Source organism: Fulvimarina uroteuthidis (assembly GCF_034321785.1).
GTDB classification, from domain to species: Bacteria; Pseudomonadota; Alphaproteobacteria; order Rhizobiales; family Rhizobiaceae; genus Fulvimarina; species Fulvimarina uroteuthidis.
The window spans coordinates 381849-408420 of the sequence record NZ_JAXLPB010000002.1; the positions used below are offsets into that span (position 1 = coordinate 381849).

24 protein-coding genes and 2 pseudogenes are annotated in these 26572 nt (G+C 63.8%); 15 read left to right on the forward strand and 11 right to left on the reverse strand.

The window, feature by feature from the left end:
• Positions 1-22: 22 nt before the first annotated feature.
• A complete protein-coding gene (locus tag U0C82_RS06700) occupies positions 23-1396 on the forward strand; it encodes an aspartate aminotransferase family protein (protein ID WP_322186862.1) in 1374 nt (457 codons plus the stop codon).
• 87 nt (positions 1397-1483) lie between these two features.
• On the opposite strand, the gene U0C82_RS06705 is transcribed toward U0C82_RS06700, so the two are convergent.
• Both U0C82_RS06705 and U0C82_RS06710 read right to left on the reverse strand, forming a co-directional pair.
• Positions 1484-1756, reverse strand: a complete 273-nt coding sequence (locus tag U0C82_RS06705; RefSeq protein WP_322186306.1) for a glycine cleavage T C-terminal barrel domain-containing protein — start codon at positions 1754-1756, stop codon at positions 1484-1486.
• Positions 1757-1938: 182 nt separating this feature from the next.
• Positions 1939-2701: pseudogene (locus U0C82_RS06710) on the reverse strand (transposase); the annotation flags it as partial.
• Positions 2702-2771: 70 nt separating this feature from the next.
• Here U0C82_RS06710 and U0C82_RS06715 point away from each other — a divergent pair.
• Positions 2772-3665, forward strand: coding sequence for an IS30 family transposase (locus U0C82_RS06715; RefSeq protein WP_322186307.1), 894 nt, complete (start codon positions 2772-2774; stop codon positions 3663-3665).
• A gap of 104 nt (positions 3666-3769) precedes the next feature.
• On the opposite strand, the pseudogene U0C82_RS06720 reads toward U0C82_RS06715, so the two are convergent.
• Positions 3770-4429, reverse strand: a pseudogene (locus tag U0C82_RS06720) (helix-turn-helix domain-containing protein); the annotation flags it as partial.
• 215 nt (positions 4430-4644) lie between these two features.
• Between U0C82_RS06720 and U0C82_RS06725 the strand changes: the two are divergent.
• Positions 4645-4866 carry a hypothetical protein gene (locus U0C82_RS06725; protein WP_322186308.1) on the forward strand — a complete coding sequence of 74 codons (222 nt, stop codon included), beginning with the start codon at positions 4645-4647 and terminating at the stop codon, positions 4864-4866.
• A gap of 84 nt (positions 4867-4950) precedes the next feature.
• Here the strand turns inward: U0C82_RS06725 and U0C82_RS06730 are convergent, their stop codons facing one another.
• The 4 genes from U0C82_RS06730 to U0C82_RS06745 all read right to left on the reverse strand — a co-directional run bounded on the left by U0C82_RS06730 (position 4951) and on the right by U0C82_RS06745 (position 8892).
• Positions 4951-6279: a TRAP transporter large permease gene (locus tag U0C82_RS06730; RefSeq protein ID WP_322186309.1), complete on the reverse strand. Its 1329-nt coding sequence runs from the start codon at positions 6277-6279 to the stop codon at positions 4951-4953.
• Positions 6276-6860, reverse strand: coding sequence for a TRAP transporter small permease subunit (locus U0C82_RS06735; protein ID WP_322186310.1), 585 nt, complete (start codon positions 6858-6860; stop codon positions 6276-6278). The genes U0C82_RS06730 and U0C82_RS06735 overlap by 4 nt, the downstream gene beginning before the upstream one ends.
• An 86-nt stretch (positions 6861-6946) precedes the next feature.
• Entirely contained in the window at positions 6947-7969 is a 1023-nt protein-coding gene (locus U0C82_RS06740; RefSeq protein WP_322186311.1) for a TRAP transporter substrate-binding protein, read from the reverse strand.
• A gap of 71 nt (positions 7970-8040) precedes the next feature.
• Positions 8041-8892: a GntR family transcriptional regulator gene (locus tag U0C82_RS06745; protein WP_322186312.1), complete on the reverse strand. Its 852-nt coding sequence runs from the start codon at positions 8890-8892 to the stop codon at positions 8041-8043.
• A 130-nt stretch (positions 8893-9022) separates the two neighbouring features.
• Here U0C82_RS06745 and U0C82_RS06750 point away from each other — a divergent pair, with 130 nt between their 5' ends.
• From U0C82_RS06750 to U0C82_RS06805, 12 genes are all read left to right on the forward strand, one after another.
• A complete protein-coding gene (locus U0C82_RS06750; protein ID WP_322186313.1) occupies positions 9023-10225 on the forward strand; it encodes a mandelate racemase/muconate lactonizing enzyme family protein in 1203 nt (400 codons plus the stop codon).
• 3 nt (positions 10226-10228) lie between these two features.
• Positions 10229-11008 carry an SDR family oxidoreductase gene (locus U0C82_RS06755; protein ID WP_322186314.1) on the forward strand — a complete coding sequence of 260 codons (780 nt, stop codon included), beginning with the start codon at positions 10229-10231 and terminating at the stop codon, positions 11006-11008.
• A 73-nt stretch (positions 11009-11081) separates the two neighbouring features.
• Positions 11082-12053, forward strand: coding sequence for a 2-hydroxyacid dehydrogenase (locus U0C82_RS06760; RefSeq protein WP_322186315.1), 972 nt, complete (start codon positions 11082-11084; stop codon positions 12051-12053).
• Between the two features lie 99 nt (positions 12054-12152).
• Positions 12153-12395, forward strand: coding sequence for a hypothetical protein (locus tag U0C82_RS06765; RefSeq protein ID WP_322186900.1), 243 nt, complete (start codon positions 12153-12155; stop codon positions 12393-12395).
• Positions 12344-12856 carry an aspartate/glutamate racemase family protein gene (locus tag U0C82_RS06770; protein WP_322186863.1) on the forward strand — a complete coding sequence of 171 codons (513 nt, stop codon included), beginning with the start codon at positions 12344-12346 and terminating at the stop codon, positions 12854-12856. Before U0C82_RS06765 ends, U0C82_RS06770 begins: the two co-directional genes overlap by 52 nt.
• 467 nt (positions 12857-13323) lie before the next feature.
• The gene (locus U0C82_RS06775; protein WP_322186316.1) at positions 13324-15087 is read left to right on the forward strand and encodes a type I secretion system permease/ATPase; all 1764 of its coding nucleotides are present in this window, start codon (positions 13324-13326) and stop codon (positions 15085-15087) included.
• A gap of 58 nt (positions 15088-15145) precedes the next feature.
• The gene (locus U0C82_RS06780) at positions 15146-16558 is read left to right on the forward strand and encodes an HlyD family type I secretion periplasmic adaptor subunit (RefSeq protein WP_322186317.1); all 1413 of its coding nucleotides are present in this window, start codon (positions 15146-15148) and stop codon (positions 16556-16558) included.
• A gap of 34 nt (positions 16559-16592) precedes the next feature.
• On the forward strand, positions 16593-16868 hold the full coding sequence (locus U0C82_RS06785) for a hypothetical protein (RefSeq protein ID WP_322186318.1): 276 nt from the start codon (positions 16593-16595) through the stop codon (positions 16866-16868).
• A gap of 169 nt (positions 16869-17037) precedes the next feature.
• Positions 17038-17349 (forward strand): helix-turn-helix domain-containing protein, encoded by a 312-nt coding sequence (locus U0C82_RS06790; protein ID WP_322186319.1) that lies wholly within the window; start codon positions 17038-17040, stop codon positions 17347-17349.
• Positions 17350-17512: 163 nt separating this feature from the next.
• Positions 17513-19492, forward strand: coding sequence for a hypothetical protein (locus tag U0C82_RS06795; protein ID WP_322186320.1), 1980 nt, complete (start codon positions 17513-17515; stop codon positions 19490-19492).
• A 396-nt stretch (positions 19493-19888) separates the two neighbouring features.
• Entirely contained in the window at positions 19889-22240 is a 2352-nt protein-coding gene (locus U0C82_RS06800; RefSeq protein WP_322186321.1) for a beta strand repeat-containing protein, read from the forward strand.
• Positions 22241-22347: 107 nt separating this feature from the next.
• Positions 22348-23889: a class I SAM-dependent methyltransferase gene (locus U0C82_RS06805; protein ID WP_322186322.1), complete on the forward strand. Its 1542-nt coding sequence runs from the start codon at positions 22348-22350 to the stop codon at positions 23887-23889.
• Positions 23890-24142: 253 nt separating this feature from the next.
• Here the strand turns inward: U0C82_RS06805 and U0C82_RS06810 are convergent, their stop codons facing one another.
• From U0C82_RS06810 to U0C82_RS06825, 4 genes are all read right to left on the reverse strand, one after another.
• Positions 24143-25324 (reverse strand): tyrosine-type recombinase/integrase, encoded by a 1182-nt coding sequence (locus tag U0C82_RS06810; RefSeq protein ID WP_322186323.1) that lies wholly within the window; start codon positions 25322-25324, stop codon positions 24143-24145.
• Between the two features lie 167 nt (positions 25325-25491).
• Positions 25492-25755 carry a hypothetical protein gene (locus U0C82_RS06815; RefSeq protein ID WP_322186324.1) on the reverse strand — a complete coding sequence of 88 codons (264 nt, stop codon included), beginning with the start codon at positions 25753-25755 and terminating at the stop codon, positions 25492-25494.
• Positions 25752-26168 carry a hypothetical protein gene (locus U0C82_RS06820; RefSeq protein WP_322186325.1) on the reverse strand — a complete coding sequence of 139 codons (417 nt, stop codon included), beginning with the start codon at positions 26166-26168 and terminating at the stop codon, positions 25752-25754. The genes U0C82_RS06815 and U0C82_RS06820 overlap by 4 nt, the downstream gene beginning before the upstream one ends.
• Positions 26165-26518, reverse strand: coding sequence for a DUF2958 domain-containing protein (locus U0C82_RS06825; protein WP_322186326.1), 354 nt, complete (start codon positions 26516-26518; stop codon positions 26165-26167). The genes U0C82_RS06820 and U0C82_RS06825 overlap by 4 nt, the downstream gene beginning before the upstream one ends.
• Between the last annotated feature and the right edge of the window lie 54 nt (positions 26519-26572).

The window sequence follows — 26572 nt, forward strand, 5'->3', positions numbered from 1 at the left end:
TGCCCATTTCGGAGATTTCGCGATGCTCGACCTGTCGAACGAACGGACCGCCTACGATCGCGATCATTTCTTCCATCCATCCACCCACATGGGAACCCATGCGCGCGGCGAGAGCCCGACGCGGGTGATCACCGGGGGCGAGGGTGTGCGCATCACAGATTCCGACGGCAACACCCATGTCGACGCCTTTGCCGGCCTCTACTGCGTCAATGCCGGCTATGGCCGCACCGAGATCGCCGAGGCGATCGGCAAGCAGGCCCATGATCTGGCCTATTACCACTCTTATGTGGGCCACGGCACGGATGCCTCGATCGAGCTGGCCAAGATGATCGTCGACCGGGCGCCCGACACCATGAGCCGGGTCTATTTCGGCCTGTCCGGCTCGGACGCCAACGAGACCAACATCAAGCTCATCTGGTTCTACAACAATGCGCGCGGGCGGCCGGAGAAGAAGAAGATCATCTCGCGCTGGCGCGGCTATCACGGCTCCGGCGTGATGACGGGCTCGCTGACCGGGCTTCACCTGTTCCACAACGCGTTCGACCTGCCGCGCGCGCCGATCCTGCACACGCTCGCGCCCTATTATTTCCGCCGCGAGGACCGCTCCATGAGCGAGGAGCAGTTCTCTCAGCATTGCGCGGACGCGCTCGAGGCGATGATCCTCGAGGAAGGGCCCGAGACGGTCGCCGCCTTCATCGGCGAGCCGCTGCTCGGCACCGGCGGCATCGTGCCGCCGCCCGCCGGCTACTGGCCGAAGATCCAGGCCGTTCTCGACAAATACGACATTCTCCTCGTGGCCGACGAGGTCGTCACCGGCTTCGGACGGACCGGCTCCATGTTCGGCTCCGAGCATTACGGCATTAAGCCCGATCTCATCACCATCGCCAAGGGGCTGACATCGGCCTATGCGCCGCTTTCGGGGTCGATCGTCTCCAAGCGCATGTGGGAGGGCCTTGTCGAGGGGGTCGACGAGCTGGGCGCCTTCGGCCATGGCTGGACCTATTCGGCGCATCCGATCTGCGCGGCGGCCGGCGTCGCCAATCTCAAACTGATCGACGATCTCGACCTCATCGCCAATGTGCGCGAGGTCGGCGCGCATTTCCGCCGCGCCCTGCACGATGCCCTCGCCGGCCATGCCCATGTGGGCGAGGTGCGCGGCGAAGGGATGATCGCCGCGGTGGAGTTCGTCGAGGACAAGGATGACCGCAAATTCTTCGAGCCGGGCAAGAAGATCGGCCCGCAGATCGCGGCGGCCCTCTTCGAGCGCGGCGTCATCGGCCGGGCGATGCCGGAAGGCGACATTCTCGGCTTCGCACCGCCCTTCTGCCTGACGAAGGACGATGCCGACCTGATCGTCGCCAGAACCCGCGAGGCGGTCGCCCACGTCCTCGGCTGATCGTCACGCCTGCGCATTCGGCGAGGATACGGGGTCCGGACGGAAGGCCCGGCCGGCGTCATCACTGTCGGGCCGTCAGGCCGGCGTCTACGGCCGTTGCGCGGCCCAGTCGGCCCTGACCCGCGTCTTCTTCGGATCGTAGAACGGAAACGGCACGATGGTCGCGGCGATACGCTTGCGGTGGCCGTCGAGCTTGCCGATCTCGACCGCGTCGCCGAGATCACCGGTCCCGGCGTCGAGCCGCGCCAGGGCGACGGTCGCCTTGAGAAGCGGTGATTTCGCCGCGCTGGTGACGGTGCCGATCCGGGCGCGCCTGCAATAGATGCCGTCGCCGTGGCCGATCGGCTCGGCGCCCGCCATCCTCAACCCCACCAGCTTGCGGGCGCGGTTCGCGCGACCGCACCCTGGCCGATATAGGGCTCGGCGGATGTCGCGGGGACGGCGAAGCCAATGCCGGCCTCGACGGGTGTCCGTCGTCAGAACATTTGGCGCAGAACTGGGCGTCGATTTGAGGAGAGACGGACTCGTTTAGAGAATGATTTTTATGCGGCTTTCTTGCCGCTCTGCAAGCGGCGATGTTCGATGGTCTTTCGCTTAATCCTTTCTCGTTGTTTGATGATGGCGTCAGCCCATCCGAAGTAGGCGTCTCCGGGCGTCACGTTGCCCAGGCTCTCGTGATAGCGCTGGTGACTGTAGTGTTCGATTAAGGCTTCGATCTGCCCTTCGAAATCACCGGGCAGGAAGTAGTTTTCCAGCAGGATCCGGTTCTATAATGTCTGGTGCCGGCGTACGTTTCCGGGCGTACGCGGCCCCACTGGGGCCACGGTCCCTCCAACTGCCTTGGGTTTGCGGGTGGAACGGTGCCCCACGCACGTGGCTCATCTTCTGGGCTTCGATGTATTCGGCCAGTTCCTCGGCGACGTAGCTGGGGCCGTTATCGCTGAGCAACCGCGGTTTGTGTTGGACTTTGGCTGAAGAGCAACCTGACGCAATAAGTGCGAGATCCGACGTGTCGGTGACGTCTTCGGCCCGCATGTTCGGGCACAGCTTCCAGGCGATGATGTATCGTGAGAAGTCGTCGAGCACGGTGGACAGGTACATCCAGCCCCAACCGATAATCTTAGAGTAGGTAAAATCCGTCTGCCACATCTCATTCGGCCGCGTGGTCTGGGTATGGAATGCGTCGGCCGCCTTGATCACTATATAGGCCGGGCTGGTTATGAGGTCATGGGTCTTCAAAAGCCTCTAAACAGTGGCTTCTGAGACGAAGTAGCGCCTCTCGTCGGTGAACCGGACCCTGAGTTCCAGCGCAAGGTGCAACACCCCTGAGCCGACGTAATATCGGCGGGTTATCCAGACCTTCGGGAGTGTTGCCGTGCCATCCTATTCGCACCTTTCTACCTGGGAAAGAGAGCAGATCGCTGCCCTGCTGGCGGCAGGACATTCAGGAAATAGCATCGCTGGAGCGCTGGGCCGCTCCGCCGCCACGATCGGTCAAGAACTGCGCAGTAACCGTCTCTGCGGCGGCGGGTATTCGCGGCGTCAGGCCGATGGAGCCTATCTCAAGCGAAGGCGGCGTGCCGCCGTCCTGGAACAGGACGCGAGGCTGCGTCAATTCGTTGTCGACCGTCTCGCTGAAGGCTGGTCGCCCGAGCAGGTCGCCGGCTGGTTGAAGAAGCGCAGCGAGCCGAAGCTGCGCTCCCTCGTCACGGAGACAATCTACGCCTTCATCTATCGTGCCATGCAGAAGGCTGAGGAGCTGTGGCGCTATCTGGTCATGCTGCGAAGGACACGCCGTGCGCTGCGAGGCCGCTGTTCCCGCGACACCATCAAGAACCGCCGTTCCATCCATGATCGCCCGGCCTCCGCCGACGACCGAAAAGAGGCCGGTCATTGGGAGGCCGAACTCGTCATTTGCAAACAGACCAAGCTGGTTCTCGTGCTCCACGAGCGGAAGACCCGGGTGACGCTGGCAATCAATCCCATCGGTGAAACGGCTGCCGAAACAGTATCGGCCATGAGAGCGGTGTTCCGCCGCGTTGACCCGGGTCTCAGACCCTCGGTGACCTTCCATAATGACACCACCTTCGTCAAGGACGCGCTGGTGACCGATCTGTTCGGAATGTCCACCTGGTTCTGCGACGCCTATGCCTCCTGGCAAAAGGGCGGCATCCAGGACGCCAATGGCCGGTTGCGGCGCTGGCTGCCAAGCTGGCTCGACATCGATGCCATAGATGAAGCGACCTGCAGGAGGCCATCGTCACCCTGAACACCACGCCAAGAAAATGTCTCGCCTACAAGACGCCGCTCCAGGCTCTCCTCAAAGAGCTTGGCAAAGACGTTCAAATCCGCTTCTCATGAACAGGTTGCACTTCGTTCTGGAATCCGCCGGACGGCGAGTTCCCGTGGCGAGAGTTCGCAGCTCTCCAGCGCAAGTTCGATGATCTGATGATGGATATCGGCCGGAATACGGTTACTGACCCGGCTTGGCGCCGATGAGCGGCCTTCCAGTGCCTCGAGACCACCGCTGAGATAGCGGTCATACCATCGGCAGAAAGTCCGGCGCGCAATGTCCAGCTTCTCCAGCGTTTGCTTCGCCGGCAGATGCGACTGCTCGACGATCCTGATAATTTCGTGCTTTTCGGGTGCAGGATATCTCATGCGTCTTTGCCCCCATCCTCGATCATGCTTATTTCAGCAGACGGTTTTCGAGCCTGAGGTCAGCGACACATTCCTTCAGAGCGCCGACCTTGCGGCGCAAATCCTTGACTTTGTCGGCGGTAGCGGCACGTGCCGTATCCCCCGCAAGACGCCGTTGTCCGTTCGGCGTGACGTCCCACCTCACCCATAAATTCCTTCGACCAAGTGTAGTAGAGGCCTTGGGCGATACCTTCCTTGCGGCAAAGCACGGCATTCGCCATTGTCGCTCGGACCAATGGTGCGACAGGGCTCATTGTCTTCGCCACGCAAGCCTTCGAGAACGATCCGGATCGTATCTTCGGCGGAGAAGTGCCGGCGGGTCGCCCGGCGGATGTCTTTGACCGCCTGCTCAGCAGGCTTTTTGGCATACGAGGATTTGGCTTCATCGTCGTTCCTTCGTCACTGCGACGAGAGCCAAATCTGCGTTGCATCACAACCCCAATTTTGAGCCATAGGCGCTGACGGCGGACAGGGATCACGAGACCTCGGCCTATGAGGAAACCCGCATCCTCGATCCAGAACCCGACCCGGCGATGACGGACGCGGCGATGGACAAGCTCGCACGAGCGTTTCCGGTGTTTCGCGCGGCGAAGATCGCCCAGCGTTGGGCCGGTCTCATCGACGTGACCCCGGACGCCGTCCCGGTGATCGGGCTCGGACCCCGCGCCGGCCGCCTTGCGGCCGATCTATCCGCCGGAACCGCGCCGATCGTCGACCCGGCAGCCTTCCGGTTCTCCCGCTTTTCGACGGCTCGAGGATCGTGCCCCTGACCGGCGTGTGAACGCGGCGGGCCGGAAGCCTCGTTGCGGCGGCTTCGCGCGCCGGGGCCCGGGCCCGAAAGCCGGGGCGGCGTCCTACCGCCCGGTAATGCCGGGAAAGGCCACGAGAAGCCCGACCGCGATCATCTGGAGGATGATGAACGGGACCAGAGCCCGGAAGATGTCGCCCAGCGAGATGTCCGGGGGCGCGACGGACTTCAGGTAGAAGGCGGCGGGGCCGAAGGGGGGCGACAGGAACGAGATCTGCATGTTCATGCAGAACAGGACGCCGAACCAGACCGGGTCCATGCCGAGTTCCGTAATGATGGGCACGAAGATCGGCATGGTCAGCAACGCGATGCCCACCCAGTCGAGAAACGCGCCGAGAACGAAGAGAATCAGCATCATGAACAGGACGATCACGGTCGGATTGTCTGAGACGCCGGTGATCAGGTCCGAGACGAAGTTGACGCCGCCCATCAGATTGTAGACGCCGACGATCGCCGTTGCGCCGATGCCGATCCAGACGATCATGCCGACGGTGGCAAGGGTCTGCAACGCCGCGTCGCGCATCAGGGCGTAGGAGAACTCGCCGCGCAGGATCGTCGACAGGACGACGCCGCCGACGCCGATGGCGGACGCCTCCGTGACCGAGGCGATGCCGCCGTAGATCGAGCCCAGCACCACCACCACGACGAGGATCGGCAGGGCGAGCCCCTTCAGGAGCCGGACCTTTTCGGCCGTCGCGATCACCTCGGTCGAGATCGGCGGCACGTAGCCGGTCGAGACATAGGCGCGGAACAGGATGTAGGCGACGTAGAACATCGCCAGCATGAAGCCCGGCAGGAAGGAGGCGGTGAAGAGCTCGCCGATCGACACGTTCGCCGTCAGGCCGTAGATGATGAGCACGATGGAGGGCGGGATCATGGTGCCGAGCGAGCCGCCGGCGCAGACCACGCCGATGGCGAGACTGCGGTCGTAGCCAAGCCGCAGCATCTGCGGCAGGGCGATGAGGCCGAGAAGCACGATCTCGCCGCCGATGATGCCGCTCATGGCCGCCAGGATGACCGAGACGAAGACGGTCTGGACGGCGACTCCGCCCTTGAGACGGCTGGCGAACAGCTTCATGGCGTCGAAGAGATCGCGGGCGATGCCCGAGCGGTCGAGGATCGCCGCCATCAGGACGAACATCGGCACCGAGACGAAGACGAAGTTCATCACGAACGAATAGACCCGGCTCGTGATCAGCGGGATCGACATGGGCCCGAACCAGCCGAGTGCGAAGATCAGCGCGACGAGGAGGGTGACGAAGGCGAGCGGCATGCCGGTGAGCAGCAGCCCCACCAGCATGGCGAACATGACCAAAGTGCCCCAACCGATGCCGAGCGCCTGGAGATTGAAACCGATATCGAGAAACGCGCTCATTTGGCGGACCGATCCGTGCCGCGGGCGTAGTTGACCGCGAGAATGAGAAACTGGATCACCAGAAGCACCATGACGACGAAGACGAAGATCTTGACGAGGGCCGGCGTCGGCGGGCTCCAGGCGCTGCCCGTCGTCTCCAGGCGGATCGTGCCGGCGGGCGTGACGACGGCGCGAGTCACCATGTGCCAGGCGGCATAGGCGAAGAAGCCGGACGCAATGGCCGAGACGATGGAGATCACGATATCGGCGACCCGGCGCACGGGCGGCGAGAGCAGGTCGTAAAGCAGGACGACCCGAATATGGCTGTTCTTGGCGGTGCAGTACAGGCCGCCGAACACGAAGGCGATCCCGCTCAGAAACACCGTCGTCTCGTGCGCCCAGATGGTCGGCGCGTTGAAGAAATAACGCAGGAACACTTCCAGAAGCAGGATGGCGGCCGCGACCACGATGCCGGCGGCGAAGAGATAGCCGAACCGGTCGACCACACGCCCCATGGCGCCGGCCTCGGGCGCCGTTCGGGCCACGCCCTCGCTGGTCGCAGCAAGGTCGATCGCGTCGGTCGTGCGGGTGGGATCACTCATGATGGTCGCGCCGGATTTCGAGGAGGAGACGGGCGAAGGACGGTCCGCCGCGTCCGGGTTAAGGGACGCGGCGGACCGAGCGGACCCTACTGGAGCAGGTTCTTCTCGGTCAGATAGGCCGTCAACGTGTCATAGACCTTCTGAGCCATCGGCGACTGCTGCGCGATGACCTGCCACTCGGCCTGTCCGAGCTTGCGGAACTTGGCGCGCTCTTCCTCGGACCAGTCGTGAACGGTGATATCCGGGTTGGCCTTCGCCTCCTCTATAGCCTTGAGGTCGGCTGCCTTGTTGCCTTCGATCTGGGTCTGCTGGAATTCCTTCACGGTCTCCTCCAGCATGGTCTTGATGTCGTCGGGGAGCGCGTCCCACTTGCCCTGGTTCATGGAAACCTCGACGAGCGGCAGGGAGTGGAATCCGGGATAGACCGGGTTCGGCGCAACCTCGTTGAGGCCCTGCTGCTGGTTGACCGAGAACACCGAATAGTCGGCGGCATCGACAACGCCCTTGTCGAGCGAGGTGAAGACTTCCGAGGAGGGAAGGTTCACCGGGGCGGCGCCGGCGGCTGCGAAGACGTTGGCGATCGGGCCTTCGGGCGAACGCATCTTCAGGCCGTTGAGATCGTCGACGCCGTCCAGCGGCACGCGCGACACGAAGGCTTCGAGGCCGGGTGTCGAGACGCCGATGAAATGCAGCCCGTAGGAGCCGAGCATCTCCTGCATGATCTCCTTGCCGCCGCCATTCTCGACGAAGTCGATCATCTGGGCGGGATCGGACCAGGCGCCGACCGGGTTGGAGATCAGGCCGAAAGCCGGATCCTTGCCGGCCCAGTAGGAGCTGTCGCAGATCTGACCGTCGAGAATGCCGGCCGCCACCGCGTCGAGCGTCTCATTGTACTCGACGACCGCGCCGACGGGCAGGAGCTCGATGGTGACCTTGCCGTCCGACTTTTCCTTCACGAGTTCGGTCCAGGCCTTCTGGTACTCGAAGTTCGGATTGCCGGCCGGATCGGACGACTGGAAGCGGAACGCGTATTCCTGCGCTCCGGCATAGCCTGACATAGCCAGAACGGCAGCGGCCGCGACCGAAGCCTTGATGAAGGTGCGGAACATGAGAAAATCCTCCCGATATTGTTGTGTCCTGCGTGAACGTGGGCGCTCCATTCCGAAGCGCCGGCGATAAGTCAAGCGCCGCCGGGCGGCGCCTCGTCGGAGGGCCTCCGGTCGCCACGCGCCATCGGCGCGTAACCGACGTCGAGCCGGTGCGGATCGACCCCCTCCCCCAGATCGTCGATCAGGGCGATTCCGTAGGCGACGAGATCGTCGCACGTCGTTCGCGCCCGCTCGGCATCGCCCGACAGGACCGCGTCCATGATCGCCAGATGAAGCGCGATGCTGCGCTTCAGCCCGTCGTCCGCGCTCCGGTCGGTGAAATGCAGATAGCCCGTGCGGCGCGCCAGCGCATGCAGCGGACGCAGCGCCCGCTCCAGGAAACGCTCGCCCGAAGCCTGGATCAGAAGCAGATCGAAGGATTTGTCGATCTCGTTGAAGCGATCGAGCGTCATCGCCGGTCCGGCCTCGGCCAGCTGGCGGCGCAGATAGTGCACGTAGGCTCGCTCGTTGGCCGACAGGTTGCGCATGGCCGCTTCCGTCACGAAGCGGATCATGTCGCGGCGCAGGAACGCCAGATGCCGCTCGCGGGCCAGATCGATCGGCGCGATCATCAATCCGTTGCGCGGGCGCACCTCGATGAGGGTTTCGGCGGCCAGCCGGCGAACCGCCTGGTGCACCGGGGTTCGGCCGAGCCCGACCAGCGCCTGGATATCCTGCGTGCGGACGAAGGAACCGGGCAGAAGCTGCATGGAGACGAACAGTTCCTCGATCCGCTCGTAAGCGGTCGCGGTCTGGTCGACCGACCGATCGACGCCGGATGGCGGACGCCGGCGCGCGCCGTTGCTGGCGCCCGTGGTCGCACGCGCGCCTTCCGCCCTGATCGGCGGGGTATCACTTGGCGATGGGTGCGGCGAACCTTGCAAAACGTCTTCGAACCTTCTAATGGCGTTCAACGTGATATTTCACAGAATATGTCGCTCTGTCAAACAGGGGCGACGCTTGGATGGCAGGGCGGCCAGCTGGCCCGGGCCTGATCGAAGGGAGCCGATCGGCATGAAGATCACCGCGATCGAGACGTTGCGCACGCAGGAATTCTCCAATGTCCTCTGGGCTCGCGTCCATACCGACGCCGGCACGATCGGGCTCGGCGAGACCTTCTACGGAGCCGGCGCCGTGGAGGCCCACATCCACGAGACGCTGGCCGGCCGGCTCCTCGGCCAGGACCCCTTGCGCATCGAGGCGCTGAACCGGATCATGCTGGACCTGCCGATGGCGCAGGCGTCCACCGGCGTCGAATACCGCGCCGCCTCGGCGATCGACATCGCGCTGTGGGACATGTTCGGCAAAGTCTGCGGCCAGCCGGTACACCAGATGCTCGGCGGCCTGAACGCGGACAGGCTTCGCGTCTACAACACCTGCGCCGGCTACGGCTATGTGCGCTCCCACAATATCCGCCCCGTCGACACCTGGAACATCGGTGCTTCCGAGGGCCCCTACGAGGACCTTGCCGGCTTCATGAGCGATGCCGGGGCGCTGGCCGAAAGCCTTTTGGAAAGCGGCATTTCCGCAATGAAGATCTGGCCGTTCGACCCGCCCGCCCAGGACAATCGCGGGCTTTTCATTTCCGCCGGGCAGATGAAGACGGCGATCGAGCCGTTCGAGAAGATCCGCAAGGCGGTCGGCGACGAGATGGAGATCATGGTCGAGTTCCATTCGCTCTGGAACCTGCCGACCGCCAAGGCGATCGCCCGGGCGCTCGAGCCCTACGCGCCGACCTGGTACGAGGACCCGATCCGGATGAACTCGCCCCAGGCGCTTGCCGAATATGCCGCGTCAACCAGCGTCCCGGTCTGCGCCTCGGAGACGCTCGGAAGCCGGTTCCCCTACAAGGACATGCTGGAGAGGGGCGCCACCGATATCGTCATGGTCGATCTGTGCTGGACCGGCGGGCTGACGGAAGGGCGCAAGATCGCAAGCCTCGCCGACACCTATCACCGCCCCTTCGCGCCCCACGACTGCACCGGCCCGGTCGGCTTTGCGGCCGCCGTCCACGCCTCGTTCAGCCAGCCGAACACGCTGATCCAGGAATCGGTCCGCGCTTTCTATACCGGCTGGTACCGCGAACTCGTCACCACCGTCCCGACGATCGAGAACGGCTACGTCCTGCCCATGGAGGGACCGGGCCTCGGCACCGACCTCCTGCCGGCCGTGTTCGAGCGCTCGGATCTGACGGTCCGCAAATCGGAGCTTTCCTGACCCATGTCCAAGAGCAGGCATGACACGCTGTTCGACCTGACCGGCAGGACGGCCCTCGTCACCGGTTCCTCGCGCGGCCTCGGGCGGGCGATCGCCGAAGGGCTCGGCGATGCCGGCGCAAGGCTGATCGTCAACGGGCGGAGCGCGCGAAGCCTCGAGGCAACCGCCGCCGAACTGCGGGCGAAAGGCCACGACGTCGTCGAAGCGGTGTTCGACGTCACCGCCGAGGCCGAGGTGGAGGCCGCCTTCGAGGGCTTCGACCGGGACGGGATCGGGATCGACATCCTGGTCAACAATGCCGGCATTCAGCACCGCCAGCTGATGGTCGATCTGAAGCTGTCCGACTGGCAGCGCGTCATCGATACCAACCTCACCGCATCCTTCCTCGTGGGACGCGAGGCGGCCAAGCGGATGATCGCGCGCGGCGAGGGCAAGGTGATCAATATCGGCTCGCTGACGTCCGAGCTCGCCCGCGCGACGGTGATCCCCTATACGGTCGCCAAGGGCGGCATCCGGCTCCTCACCAAGGGCATGGCCGCCGAGTGGGCGCGCCACGGCATCCAGGCGAACGCCATCGGCCCCGGCTACATGCTGACCGACATGAACGAGGCGCTCGTCAAGGACGAGACGTTCGACGCCTGGGTCAAGGGCCGCACGCCGGCCGGGCGTTGGGGCGAACCGGACGAACTGGTCGGAACCGCCGTCTTCCTCGCATCGGCCGCGTCGAACTACGTCAACGGCCAGATGATCTACGTGGATGGCGGCATGCTGTCGGTTCTGTGACGCGCCGTCCGTTCAAACCAGCCGCACCGCCAATCGTCCGCCCGGCCGCCCGCCGACCTCAACGGAGAGACCCATGCGCATCGTCTTTCACGGCGCCAACGCCGAGACCTTCTCGATCGGGATCGAAACCCATCTCGACGCGGGGCATACGGTGGAAACCCTGTCCGACGGGCTGGACCGGCCGGGCGAGATCGCGACGTTCGCGGCGGCGGAGGTGATCGTCGGCGTCGCGCTGAACGACACCCATCCGGTTCCCGCAGGGCTGAGGCTCTACCAGGCGCCCGCAGCCGGCGTCGACCAGATCGACGCGGCCCGTCTGCCGGCGGGCGCCTCGCTCTGCAACGCGTTCGGGCACGAGGCGGCGATCGCCGAATATGTGATGGCGGCGCTGCTGTCCCGGCACGTGCCGCTCGCCCGCGTCGACGCACAATTGCGAACCGGCAACTGGGAGCACTGGGCCGGTCGCCCGACGGGACTTCGAAGCGAGCTCGGCGCCCAGACGATCGCGATCGTCGGCTTCGGCCATATCGGCCAGGCGATCGCCCGGGCCGCGAAAGCGTTCGGCATGCGGGTGCTGGTCGCCAACCGCTCGCGTCCCGATCCGGGCGCACTTGTCGATCGAAGCTTCGCGCTGTCGGCCCTGCCGCAGATGGCGGCGGACGCCGACATACTGGTCGCGACCCTGCCGCTCAATGCCGAGACGCACGGCCTGATCGGCGCCGAGACCCTGGCCGCCCTCCCCGTTGGCGCGCTGGTCATGAATGTCGGGCGCGGCCCGGTCATCGAGGAAGAGGCCCTTTACGACGCCCTGTCGGGCGGCCGGATCTCGGCGATCATCGACACCTGGTATCGCTACCCGTCCACCGACGCCCCCAACCCCCTGCCCTCGCGCCTGCCCTTTCACACCCTGCCGAACCTCGTGATGACGCCGCACATGTCCGCCTGGACGACCGGCACGATCACCCGGCGGCAAAGGACGATCGCGGACAATGTCGCCAGACTGGCGCGCGGCGAACCGCTGCTGAACCGGGTTTGGACGTCCTGACGGCGCGATCGGCGGAATTTCACGAATTTCCCGGGTTGCTGGCGAAACCCCAAAGACCGTAGCCTCGGCCGAACGCAGCGGTGGGGTGTGGGCGCATTCATGAAGAAGATCGGATTGATCGGCGGCTTGAGCTGGGTCTCGACGGCGGAATTTTATCGGCGGATCAACGAGATCACCCAGCGTCTTGCGGGCGGCGTGTCCTCGGCGCGCATCGTGCTCGAGAGCGTGAATCGCCAGGATTACGTCTCGGCGGTCATCGACCGGAAGACGAAGACGCCGCCTGCCGCCAGATTGCCGAATCCGCGCGGGCGCTCGAAGCAGCCGGTGCGGACTTCATCGTAATCACCTGCAACGACGTCCATAGGTTCGTCCCGGCGATCGCGCCCTCGCTCTCGATCCCCTTTCTCCACATCGCCCACGAGACCGCGAAAGCGATCAAGGCCGGGGGTTTCGGCCGCGCCGCCATTCTCGGCGTGCGCAAGACGATGGAAGGCGACTTCTATCCGGAGATCCTTTGCCGATACGGGATCGAAGCCATCATCCCCGACGAAGTCCAGAAGGCGTCGATCCACGACAGCATCTATGCGGACCTCGTCCGGAACAGGTTCACCGACGATACGCGCGCCCGCTACGTCTCGATCATCGACGCGCTTCGCGCTCGCGGGGCCGACTGCGTGATTTTCGCCTGTACAGAAATTCCGTTGCTGCTTTCGCCGGAACAATCGCCCCTGCCCGCCTTCTCGACGACCGAGCTCCATTGCGCCGCGGCCGTCGAGGTCGCCTTGATGACCCGCGCGCCGTGACAGGCGGCCGTGAATGGCTCTCCGGCCGGGACCGTCGAAAAAGCGGATGTCGGCCTGGCTCGGCCCGGACGCCTGCCGCCGCAGGCGCGCGCAGCCGGTCCGGCGGGCGGGCAAGCGCCGCGAGGCGCCTCTTCGGGGCGGCGTCGGATCGATCTTTTCATATTTGGAGATCAGGGCCGTTTCACTCACGTGGCGGGATGTGATAAAGGCTCGCCTCGGTGACCCGGTTCGAACGATCAGACCGGCGGAAATGATGGAATCCCGGTTCTGTCAAATCCGGTACCGACCGTGTAGACAGACGTTTACGGAGCTGAGATTTCCGCAAAGGCAGGCGTCTTGGTCGACAGACCGGTCGCGGGGGTTCGATGGGCGAACGAATGTCAGCCTTATTTCCGTTATAAACGACATGTTTAGGTTGTGAACAACCGAGCACGGCCGAAATTGGGTCTGTTACAGAAGAGGTCAGTGTGGCGCCGTCAAAGCTCAAAAATACCAATATTCGGTCCTATCTGGCGACCTGCAAGACAAATTTCATATTCGTTATCGTCTTCAGCTTTTTCATCAACCTCCTGTTGTTCGTCAGCCCGCTCTACATGCTGCAGGTCTACGACCGGGTGCTGGCGAGCCGCAACGAGACGACCCTTGTCATGGTGACGATCCTTGCGGTCGCACTTCTGATCGTCTGGGCCGCGCTGGAAGCGATCCGTTCGCGCATCCTCGTGCGCAGCGGCGCCAAGTTCGATCGGTTCATAGGCAAGGACGTGTTCTCGACCTCGTTCCGTGGCCATCTCCGCGCGCCGAACGGCCAGTTCTCGCAGCCGATCCGCGATCTCGACACCTTGCGTGAATTCCTGACGGGCGGGGCGATCATCACGTTCTGCGACGCGCCCTGGATGCCGTTTTTCCTCGCGGTGTGCTACCTGATCCATCCCTGGATCGGCGTCATCGCCACCGTCGGCGCCGTCGGCATCTTCGCGCTCGCCCTTGCCAACGAATTGATGACGCGGCGCTATCTCAAGGAGGCCTCGACCGCTTCGATCGGGGCCAACCAATATGTGTCGACCAGCCTGCGCAACGTGGAGGTGGTCCATGCTCTGGGCATGATGAATGCCATCGGCGGCCGCTGGAACACCATGCATGACAATGTGATCGGGCTTCAGGCCAAGGCCAGCGACCGGGCGGGCATGCTGATCTCGACCTCCAAGTTTCTCCGCATGGTCCTGCAGATCGCGATTCTCGGCGTCGGCGCCTATCTGGTTCTCGAAGCGGAAATCACCCCGGGCGCGATGATCGCCTCCTCGATCCTGATGGGCCGTGCCCTCCAGCCCGTCGAGGGCGCCGTGGCCCAGTGGAAGGGCTTCGTCGCCGCACGATCGGCCTATAGCCGCCTTCAGGATATGTTCAATTCCGTCCCGGCCCAGGAAGACCGGATGGCGCTTCCGACGCCGGTCGGCCAGATCAGCATCGAACAGCTGATCGTCGCCCCGCCCGGATCGCGGATCGCCACCTTGAAAAGCGTCAACATGCAGATCCAACCCGGAGAGGTGGTGGGCGTCATCGGACCATCGGGCTCGGGAAAGTCGACCTTCGCGCGGGCGCTGACGGGCGTCTGGGCGCCGATGGCGGGCCATGTGCGGATCGACGGCGCCGACATCGACAATTGGGACCCGGAAAAGCTCGGCCCGCACATGGGGTACCTCCCCCAGGACGTGGAGCTGTTTTCTGGTACGATCGCGGAGAACATCGGCCGGTTCTCTCAGATCGACGCCGAAGCCGTCGTGGCGGCCGCCAAGACGGCGGGTGTGCACGACATGATCCTGCAGATGTCGGATGGCTACAACACGCCGATCGGCGAGGCGGGACGCTCCCTGTCGGGCGGTCAGCGCCAGCGCATCGGCCTTGCCAGAGCGCTCTACGGAAACCCGAAGATCATCGTTCTGGACGAGCCCAATTCGAGCCTCGACAGCCAGGGCGAAGCGGCTCTCGCCAACGCGATCCGGGCCGCGAAGGCGAACGGCTGCACGGTCGTCGTGATCAGCCACCGCACCGCGCTCCTCAACACCGTCGACAAGCTCGCCGTGTTCACCAACGGAACCCTGACCATGTACGGCCCCACGAAAGCCGTTTTGGAGCGCTTGAATGGCACCGGTGGCGACACGGCGGCGCCACAGAACCTTCCCCAGGGCAAGCCGATGGGGCAGGTGACCCAGATGGCCCGCGCGGGAAGCTGACCCGCTCCGGACGCCCGTTCCCTTTGTCTCGACCGATGAATCAGAAGATGTTGCCCGCATGACAGACAATCCCCTCGCCCCGACCCAGACGCCCGATCCGGAGAAGTCGAAGCTCGGCAAGATCCTGCCCGGCGTCATGAAGCGGTTCACCAACGAGGAGCCGAAAAGCGCCGAAACGGTCACCAGTGCGCCGGTCTCGGCGACGGGCGCGATCGTCCTCGGTCTCGGCATCGTGCTGACGACCTTCTTCGGGGCCGGCGTCTGGGCGGCGACGGCACCGCTGGCAAGCTCGATCAACGCGCCGGGCACCGTGGTCTTCGCCGGCAAGAGGCGCTCGATACAGCATCTGGAAGGCGGCATCGTCGAATCGCTGCACGTTCTGGAAGGCCAGAAGGTCGATGCGGGCGACATCCTGATCTCCCTCGACGGCACCCAGGCGGAGGCGACCGCCGCCCGGCTGCGCAACCAGCTCGACACCCAGACTGCGCTGCAGGCCCGTCTCCTGGCCGAGCAGTACAACGAGGACACGGTAACGTTTCCCGCCGACCTTCTGGAGCGCAGCGACGATCCGAAGGTCGAGAAGATCCTCGAAGGCCAGCGCCAGGAGTTCGATGAACGGCGCAAGACGCTCGTCGGCACCGTCGATCTGCTTAACCAGAAGATCGACCAGCTGAAGCGCACGATTGAGGGCATGGAGGCGCAGAAGGCCTCGAAGTCCGAGCAGGCCGCGCTGACGCAGGACGAGCTCGAGGGCCTCGCGAGCCTCCTTGCCAAGGGCCTGACGAACAAGTCCCGCGTGATCGAGCTGCAACGGAACGTCGCCCAGCTGAACGGCGACGTCGGCGATATCACGTCGCAGATCGGCCGGGCCCAGCAGCAGATTTCCGAGGCCGAGATGCAGGTCATCCAGACCCGGCAGCAGTTCCGCGAGGAAGTCGTCGGTCAGCTTCGCGAGGCCGAATCCAAGGGATCGGACCTGCAGCAGCAGCTGTTCGTCGCCGAGGATGTCCTCGGGCGCCTCGACATCCGCGCCCCCCAGAGCGGCACGGTGCAGAATCTCGCCGTCACCACCATCGGCGGCGTCATCACCCCGGGCGAGGTTCTCATGGAGATCGCGCCGGAAGAGGGCGATTTCCTGGTCGAGGCCCAGGTCTCTCCGCTCGACATCGACAGCGTGACCATCGGCCAGACGGCCGAGGTTCGCTTCTCGGCCCTCGACCTGCGGACGACGCCGGTCATCATCGGCACGGTCACCTCGCGCTCGGGAGACCGGATCGAACAGTCGAACCGCCCGCCCTATTTCCGCGTCCAGGTCGAGACGCCGCCCGAGGAGATGCGCAAGCTCTCCGGGCGCGAGCTTCAGGCGGGCATGCCCGCCGAGGTCCTCATCCAGACCAGCGAACGCACGCTGCTCAACTATCTCACTAAGCCGCTGACCGACCAGTTGGTCCGCGGCATGAACGAGCAGTGATTTGAAGAACCCTCAGACCCATCAGGACAGACCCATGAGCAACACCCAACGTTTCGACCTTCCGGCCGAGGACAAGGAGCGCGTCATGCGCCTGACGCAGGAGGTCTTCGTGCCGCACCTGCAGAAGGCCGTGGAGGAAGCCCGTCCCCAGGCCCCGTTCACCGAGGTGCTCAGCGCCGCCTCCAGCGCCTATGCCGATCTTCTCGACATGACCGTCGGCCGGGAAGCGGCCGTCAAGCTCCTGAAAAGCCTCGCCGATCACCTCGAGAAGCGGCCCGTGCGGCAGACGCCGGGCGAGACCCGGCAGTAAGCTGCAAGATCCGTTCATCATTTTGCGCCTACACTGCGACATGATTCGCGCATGACCATCTGGAAGCCGGCGCCGAGATGGCGTATCTTCGAGATTGGTGAAATGGTCGGTCCCGGTGTTACGTCTCGGAACCGTCACCAGCTCGGTGTGGGCGTTTTAGGGTTGGATGATGGCAATACAGGCAGTACCGAACGAGGATACGACGCGACAACGCCTCCGCAAGGAAGGCGGGTTCTGGCTACGCCAGCGGCGCGAGGCGGCGGGGCTCTCCCAGCGCGAGCTCGCCGAGCGCGTCGATGTCGGCTACTACACGTTCGTCTCGCAGATCGAGGCGGGCCGCGGCCGCATTCCGGCCGAACGCTACAGCATCTGGGCCGATGCGCTCGACATGAACGCCAAGGACTTCGTCCGCAACATCATGGCGTTCTACGAGCCGACGACCTACGAGATCCTGTTCGGTGATGCAGGCCCCAACGCATGAGGCCTGCCGTCCGGCCGCCGACGCCGCAAGCGCCCATCGGGGCCCACCGGCGTTCCGTCGGGCGCGGCCGCGATTGTTCGCCCGTGACGGCGGGGCGGTGACGGCTCGCCCGTGACGGCCTGGAAGACTCGATGATCACGATGGTTTTGGACGGATCGGCGAATTGACGGCAGCAATCTTCTCCTTCGCGCGGCGCCGCACCCACGAGGCACCGCTCGCCCCCAAGATGCCCTGGCAGAACCAGGATCTTGCCGAACTCTACCGCGTGCGCGATCGCCTCGCGGCGGCCGGCCTCCCAGTCGAGGTGGAAGGCGGGGTCAGCGACGAGGGCGATCCCTGGTTCGTCTACCAGCAGACCGGCACCGACACGGTCGTCGTCCACATCTGCCGCATCGACACCGAGATCCACATCATCAACTGCATCACCGGCAACGCCTATAGCGGGGCGAGCTTCCGCGAGGTCTCCGACCGGATGCTGGAGGATGCGCCGCTGGCGCTCGGCGCCGACATCCGCCGCGCCTCCAACGTGGTGCTGCATCCCAGCGCCTTCCTCACCGCCTTCGTTGCCGCCGCCATCATGCTGGTCGACCTCGTCGAGAACGGCCGGGCCGAAGCCGGCGAGATCGACGGCGGCGCGGACGCCGCCTCCACCGACGCCGCCCATGCCGACGCGGACGGCGCCGACGCCGCCGACGCGCCCGCGGGAGCCGGCTCGGCCGATGCCGAGGCCCTCGGCCTCGCGCAAGGCGGCGAGCGGCCCCAGGCGGGCGACGAGGCGGGCGAGGACGCCCAGCTCGGGCAGCGTCGGCTGCAGCTCCTGAAGGAGATGACCGGCTCCCTCTCGAGCGTGCCGGCCTCGGGCGCCCATGGCAGCATCCTGTCCGAGGTGCCGATGGCGAGCCTGTCGGCCGGCCTCTTCGCCGCCGAGCTGATGCGCGTCTTCGCGCAGGACAATCCGAACTGGCACATGCGCGACTATGCCGGCACGCTGGCCGCCGGCGTCGAGACCATCTTGTCGGCGCTCGATCCGCGCGGCGAGAAGGCGAACGCGCCCGATGCCGAAATCCACGTCCCGGCCGATCCCGACACCAGCCTCGTCAGCGCCCTCGATATCGCGGTGCGCAGCGACATGGCCGAGGCGGTGACGATCCGCACCGGCGCGCAGGCACCGGGCGAGACCGCCGATCGCGAGGCGCCGCTCCACCGCGCCCATTTCGGCGACGCCCTGATACAGAAGGCCGGCCACGGCGCAGCGCCGGACGCCGCCGACATGACCGGCCCGGCCGCCACCGCACCGCTCGCCGGCACCGGCTCCGACACGGCGGCGCCCGCGCCACAGCGACAGGTCCCAGCCCGCGCCGAAAAGCAGGCGCCAGCGCCGGACGCACCCTCCTCTTCCTCTTCCTCGGAAGCCCGCAACACGCAGAGCAGCAGCACCAGCGCCCCGAATTCAGTCGGCGCGCAGGAAAGTCAGACCGTCGCCGCTTCGCGCGGCGGGTCCGATAGCGTCTCGAACGCCGACAAGGCGGTCTCGCTCTCCACCGATGCCGGGCTCACCGCCGCGCGCTCGGCGCACAATATCGAATGGCTGGTCGGCCAGATCACCCAGTCCAAACTTCTGTCGCCCGATCGCAAGGGCGCGGGCCAGCATACGGCCGACGCCAAAGCCGGCGACGGCGCGCGGGACAAAGGGGACGCCGACGATCGCCCGGTCATCTCCCTGTCGGACAAGATCGCGGCAACCACCTCCGGCGAGAAGGACGGGATCTCCGGCTCCCTCGTCCTGTCGGGCAGCGCGGGCGACCGCGCGCCGCAGGGCGACGACAAACCCGGCCTCGATTCGCACAAGCCGAGCGTCGACGTTCCCCTCGCCTTCACGGCGCCGGGCGAGCTCGTCGCGGGCCGGTTCGATGCGGTGCGCGTCGAGGCTGGCGCGGACCTGACCATCGCGGGCTTCGTGTTCGGCGAGGACATCGTAAGCTTCGAAAACGAATCAGTTGCATCCCGCTACGCCGAGCATGTTTGGCAACAGGGGAACGATCTCCTGATGGGAGAGGCCGGAAGCGGCACCGTTAGGCTTGTCGGGGTCTTCGCCGATCCCTCCCTCATAATGCACGAAGGCGCCGGGCCGCTGGCCGCGTGAGGGTTCCAACGAGGCCCCGCCATGTTGCGGCTGGGACACGAAAATCACCCGCCCGACAATAGGAGCCTCTTGCCGATGTACAGCAATTGCTGTATCCCGATCTGGCACACAGGGTTCCGCCAGTGTGGGCTGAAAGAAACCCCCTACCGGACGGTAAAGTTCGGGACCTAATTTCGCCACGATCGATATGGTTCTTTGAAGTGTTACGACGTTCATTCTTAGTTCAGTGTTTCCGTGCGTCCGACAACAACGCCTTCCCCGATCGCTTGCACGCAAGCATCTGAAGCCCAACGGTTTCTTTGTCACGGCTCTCCCGCCGAGCCGTGACATGGCAGCCGAATTTTTCGGAACGCCAGACCCACCGGCTGAGCCGGTTAAAGCCAAATGGAGACTTTCATGGCTGCTAATGCTATCATGTTCAACGAGCAGTTTTATCTGACTCAGAATCCTGACGTCGCTGCCGCCGTTTCGCGCGGCCAGTTCGCTTCGGGTCAGGCGCACTTCAACCAGTTCGGCCGTTTCGAGTCGCGCGATCCGAATGCGTTCTTCGACACGTCCTTCTATCTCGGCCAGTACCCGGACGTCGCCGCGGCTGGCGTAAACCCGCTGACGCATTTCCTCGCGTTCGGTGCTCGTGAAGGTCGCGTTTTCAATGAAAATGCGAAGTCCGCCATCGACACGGACAATAACGGCGTCGAGAACTTCAACGACGCAGCTTACCTTACTGCCAATCCGGACGTTGCTGCTGCGGTCACTTCTGGTCAGTTCGCGAACGGCTATCAGCACTACATCTTGTTTGGTCAGTTCGAAGGCCGTCCCGGCGCGGTTACCGATGGTGGGCAGGCTTTGAATGGCCCGTTCGCGCAGGGCGGCACCGGCGGCGGTGCAAACCCGGGCCAGACCTTCACGCTCACTAACAGTGTGGATGTCCTGAACGGCACGGCCAATAACGATACGTTCGTCGGTGATGCCGCTTCGGTTTCCGGTGCTGATCAGCTGAACGGAAGCGCAGGTACGGATACCTTCAACTCGTTCGGCGCTGGCGCTGCTGCGACTATTCCGCAGCTCAACAGCATTGAGAACGTGAACTTCGTCGCTCCGGTGGCTGGCTTTACCGGTGCCAACGTCTCCGCTATCGCTGGCGTTCAGAATCTCGGCCTGGTTAACACTGCAATTGCTTCTAACCTGCAGATTAACGCGGCTCAAAACGTCAGCTACACCGGCGTGACCGGCGGCGCGCAGACAATCACGACGACTGCCGCTGATACCGATGTGACGGCAACCCTTTCGGGCAGCACCGTTGCTTCGTTGGCTGTAACCGGCGCTGGTGTTACGACCATCAATCTTGCTGCAACTGGTTCGGCTGCAAGCACGATTACTGGCGCTCTGAGCTCCACGGGCACGGAAAGCACTGTCAACATCACCGGCACGCAGGCTTTGACCATCGGAAACGCTCTCGATGCGAGCGTGAAGACGGTTAATGCTTCTTCTAACACCGGCGGCGTTACTGTTACCCTCGGAGCATCCGATGCAACCGTCACTGGCGGTACGGGCAATGACACCTTCAACTTCGGTGCAACGCTCACCACAGCGGATACGGTTGTTGGCGGGGCTGGCACCGATACGTTGGGGATAGACGGTGCGGACATCCGGGTTGCAGTTGCGAATGGTGTCCTACCTGCTCTTAATACCAAGGTATCGGGTATTGAGACCCTGCAGTTCAACGGCGCTAACGCTGGTCTCATCAGCGGCACGACCTTCACAAACACGGCAGTAACGAAGATCGTGTTCAACACCGCCGATGCGGCTACAGACACAGTCGACGCTGCTGGTTCGGCTCGGGTCTATGCATTCGGCGCGGCTAACTCTGGTAATGCACTGATCAACTTGGCCGCTGGTGTCAGCACGGTCAATCTCAGCCTTGATGCAAATGCAACCCCTATTACGGGTGGCGTTGAGGTTGGCACGCTTAAAATTGCTGCAGATGTCGCAGCTCCAGCGGGTCAGACTGCAACGGTAAATCTGGCTTCAACTGGTCCAAGTGCAGTCGTAAACACCATTACTGCATTGGAAGCTGCTGTAGGCTCGACCTTCAACGTTTCCGGTAGCAATGATCTCACGATCACTGCCTTGACGAACGGTGGGACGATCAATGCTTCTGCGTTGACGGGTAAGCTGACTGTAACTGGTTCGGCTGCAAACGATGTTATCACCGGTGGTACTGGTGCTGACACGCTGACTGGCGGTGATGGCGTTGACACCATCAACGGCGGTGCTGGTGCCGACATCATCGTGGGCGGCCTTGGTGCTGACTTGCTGACGGGTGGAGCAGGCATCGATACTTTCCGCTTCGGTACGGACGGATCGGTTGCCGGTACATCTCTCGACAAGATCTCGGACTTCAACGCCGGTGGTGCTGATATCCTTGACTTCGGTGGTGCTGCGGTTCTGCTCGCAGCTGAAACGAATGGCACGACGGCTGGTACTGACGTTGACACTTCCGCAGGAGGCAAGGTCACGTTCGCTGCGGCCGACACAACCTTTGCTCAGAAGGTAACGGCAGTCCAGGCTGATACTCAGCTCGATGTGGCCGGTTCGGTCGCATTCTTCGAGAACGGTGCGAACACCTACGTGTACTACGCCGGTGCTGCCACTGGTAACGCTGACGATCAGATCGTTGAGCTGACTGGGATCACGGGTCTGACGACGATTGCGGTCAACGCCGCTGGCGATATCACGATCGCCTAATTTGTGAACTTTGGGCCGGCCCTCTGGGGAAGGTTACAGTTATGCGGCAGGGGGTCCTTGGGCTCCCTGCCGTTTCTGTATGAACGCCATTCCTAACGGGGAACAGCATGAGCACTTGGACGTCCGGCTACGTCGCCGATATCGGATACACCCACGGGTTCTATCGCGAACTCACGCCGGCCCTGTTGCGATATCTGGCTCTGACACGCGGGCAACGTGCGCCCGATGTGGGTGCGGGGCTCGACTATTGCGAACTCGGCTGCGGCCAGGGCTTCTCGGTGAACCTTCTGGCGGCCACCAATCCGCAGGACCGTTTCCACGCCACCGATTTTAACCCCTCGCAGATTTCCGGCGCGCGAGCGCTTGCCGCTGACGCCGGGCTGTCCAACATCACCTTCCACGACACCGCCTTCGCCGACTTCGCGGACGCCCCCGGCCTGCCCGACAGCTTCGACGTCATCGCCCTCCACGGCATCTGGTCGTGGATCAGCGCGGAGAATCGGGCTGCGATCGTTGACTTCATCGCCCGGAAGCTGAAAGTCGGCGGCCTCGTCTACGTCTCCTACAACGCCCTGCCAGGCTGGGCGGCCGCCGCGCCCTTGCGCCACCTCATGTACCTGCACGGCAAGGCCAAGGGCGGACCGACGATCGGGCGCATGGAGCCGGCGCTGAAATTCGTCGAGGCCATGCAGGCTTCGAACGCGGCCTATTTCCGGGCCAGTCCGGCCCTCAAGGACCGGTTCGAGAAGCTGAAGACCCTCAACCACAACTATCTCGCCCACGAATACATGAACGACGCCTGGAGCCTCTTCTACCATTCCGAGGTGGCCGGGGAGATGAGCGCGGCGAAGCTCGACTTTCTCGGCTCCGCCGCGCTTCTGGAAGGCGTCGACGCGATCAACCTCACCGCCGACCAGCAGCAGGTGATGGCCGGCATCGACGATCCGGTGCTGCGCGAGACCGTGCGCGACTACATGACCAACCAGCAGTTCCGCCGCGACGTCTTCGTCAAGGGCCCGGTGCAGCTTGCGCCGCGCGCCGCGCAGGAGGCCTGGCTCGACCAGCGCTTCGCGCTGTCCACCAGCCGCGCCGACGTGCCCCTGAAAGTGACCGGCAGCCAGGGCGAGGCGGCGCTTCAGGCCGAGGTCTACACCCCGCTTCTCGACGGTCTCGCAGGCGGCCCGAAGACCGTGCGCGACCTCGTCGCCGATCCCGCGATCGCCGGCCTCGGCGGGGCGCGCCTGCAGCAAGCCTTCACCGTGCTCGTCGGCTCGGGCCATCTCCAGCCCTGCCTTCCGGCCAAGGACGAGGCCAGACGCGCCAAGGGCACCAAGGCCTTCAACCGCGCCGTGATCGAGCGCGCGCTCGACGGCGCCGATCTCGCCTTCCTCGCCTCCCCCGTCACCGGCGGCGGGGTGACGGTCGGAAGGTTCCAGCAATTGTTCCTAAAGGCGCTCTTCGACGGGAAGAAGAGCCCGGACGAGTGGGCGTCCTTCGTCTGGCAGGTCCTTTCGGCCCAGAACCAGCGCATTCTGAAAGACGGCAGGACGCTGGAGACGGCCGAAGAGAACCTCTCCGAGCTGAAGGTTCAAGCGGACACGTTCTCCGAGAAGCAGCTGCCGGTCTTGAAAAGCTTGCAGGTGGCATGAGGCTCTTCGGCCGAATCGTTCCAGAATTGGATTGTGGGCGAATTGTCAGGTGGTTCTGGAAAGAGCTGACAAAAGTCCACAGTGAAACAGTATGTTACGGGTAGGAAAAGTCACTGACCGGAGTTTTCGCTTCCGGCTGGCCGAAGTTAGCCAGGATGTGCCTAACCGGTCCTCCAGAGAGCCTAGAAAGTCGGTATACGGTCGGAGGAACGGCGGACGAAGCAAGGCGTACCGTACGCCAATGTTCCAATGCTCAATTCCCATTCGGAAGGATAGGCAAAGCGTCCGCGTTGATGACGGTCCCCGCCAGCTGGGCGGCCTTGCTGAGTGTATCCTGGTTGACGTGAGCATAGCGCTGGGTCGTGCGAACCTGAGTATGCCCAAGGAGATTCTGGACGACGTAGAGGGAAACCCCGTTGTTTACGAGAAAGCTGGCGAAGGAGTGCCGGAGATCGTGCAAGCGGATATCCTTCAACCCAGCGCGGTCACGAATACGGACCCACGGGTAATGAAGAGACGGGGATGGCTCGCCGGTCACGGGGCTCGGAAAGATGTAAGGGTTGTTGGGAAGGCGCTCGACTGAGTTCAGAAGAGTGACCGCTTGGTCGTTCAGGGCGATGAAGCGCGACTTACCGGATTTCGAGACCGGGACGTAGAGCGTTCGGTGCTGCCAGTCCACGTAGTCCCACTTCGCATAAGTGATCTCGTTGCGCCTGGCGCCGGTAAGCAAGAGGAGGAGGATAGCCTGGGCGGCGACCGTGTTCTCGTCTTCCTTGATGGAGATAAGAAGGGCGCGGACTTCATCCTGAGTGAGGAACCGCTCCCGGTGCTGCGTGGGGGCAAGGGTGAGATCAGCGGTTGGATTGTCCGTGATGCCGGAAATCTTCCACTTACGAGCGAGATTGAACATGAACCGCAGCAGGATGATCGCGCGGTTTACCGTACCCGGCGCATACTCCTTAGCCTTCATCCGCTGAGCGAAAGCGGCAATCTGCTCCGCGGTGATCGTATCAAGGGGCTTTGATCCCAACGCGGGGACGATGTGGACGCGCAGCATGGTTTCGTCGGTCTTCCAGCTCCGCTTGTTCTCCTTCGCATGAGGAAGGTACCGCGACTGAACGAATTCAGCGAGCGTGGGAATTTGCCGCTTCTCCTGGCGCTTCGCTTGGGGGTCCTCCCCCATATGCGCCCGAACGAGAATGGATTTGCCCGACTGCCGCGCCTCGTCGAGTGAGAACACGTCGGCGGAACCGATCTTGAGCTGGCGCTTGATCCCGTGCTCGGTCGTGTAGCGTTGATAGAAGGTTTTGCCACCCGATGAGCGGACTTCCAGCATGAAGCCCTTCTGTTTGGTATCGAAGAATTCGGTCTTGCCTTTGCCGGCGGGACAGGCGGCAGTTCGGACAAAATGGTTGGTAAGGTTGGCGGTGGGCATTGTGTCTCCGACGAATTTCGGAACCTGCGGTTTACGGATCGCTGGTCCTCTCGTTTGCTTCGGCGGCGATATGGAGAAATTGCCCTGCTGAAACTCACAGGCTGAAGGTCAGGTCCTGGAGCGTTTCGGCGTCGGCAAAGTCGGAAGAGCGTCGGACGAAACTGACTTCAACCGAGAGGACCGATCCCCGCGTCATAGAGGTAGACCGTCACGGGAAATGGCCAGGTCGTCTCGGCATGAAGCAGCGCATCTCGCACGGTCGTGTCGCAAAGATCGGCGACGTGGAAATAATCCGGATGCTGCGTAACGACATCGAACCTGAAGGGACCGGCGTCGTAGCCGTTGGGATTGTCGTGGATGGTCGGCTCGAACACGGCGTCGATATCGACGACGAAAAGATCGGTACGGTGGTCGCGGATATTGCCGATCATGGCTGCGGCGGCTCTAGCGGAATGAAAAGGCGAGTGATCTCGGCGCGATCGGCGGTGGGCAGCCCGACCAATTCCCGGCGAAGCGCAGAACAGAGAGCGTGCAGGAGATAGCGATCCTGCCCGGTCGGGTCTTCTCCGAAGTGGCGGTAACGACGATGCTCGTAGAAAAGGCAGCACCAGAGTTCAAGCGCGGTGCCGGACCAAGACTCGGTCTCATTGGCCGCCTCGGCTCGAACGTTGGCCCATATGCGCAGAGACCCCAAGCCAGCGACCTCGGAGACCACGTAGCCATCGATGAAGTGCGCGAGTTCCGGAGTATCCTCCCAGTTTAGGGGATCAGGTAAGGCCTCAAAGATGCCGGCACGCACCAGCGGAAGCCAGGTCGGATCGTCGGAGTGGGTTTCTATGCTCATGCGGCGATGCGACCGTTCTGACGGGCACGTTCCGCGTGGACCGAGATGGCTTCGCAGGATCGAAACCAGCGGTCCCGTTCAACGGGTAGCCCGAGGCATCCCCGGACACCGCTGATGTCGGCGAGCGAGACATAACCAAGTTCAGGCGAACCCAGCCCCAGGTCGCAGAGCCCAAAGGCACGGTCGGGTTCATTGGGGTCGAGTTCGGTAATGAGCCAAGTGGCTCTGGCGTCCGAGGTGAACAGCTTGACGACGGGCGCCGGATCGAAGTCGGGACGGGAATGGCGGTGGCGGCCGTTGGCAAGAAGCTGGCGACGAATTTCGGCGGTGAGCAAAACGGGACGTGGCATGGCTATACTCCAATGGGGGCAAATTCTTTCAAGGATGAAAAGAAGGGGAGCCAC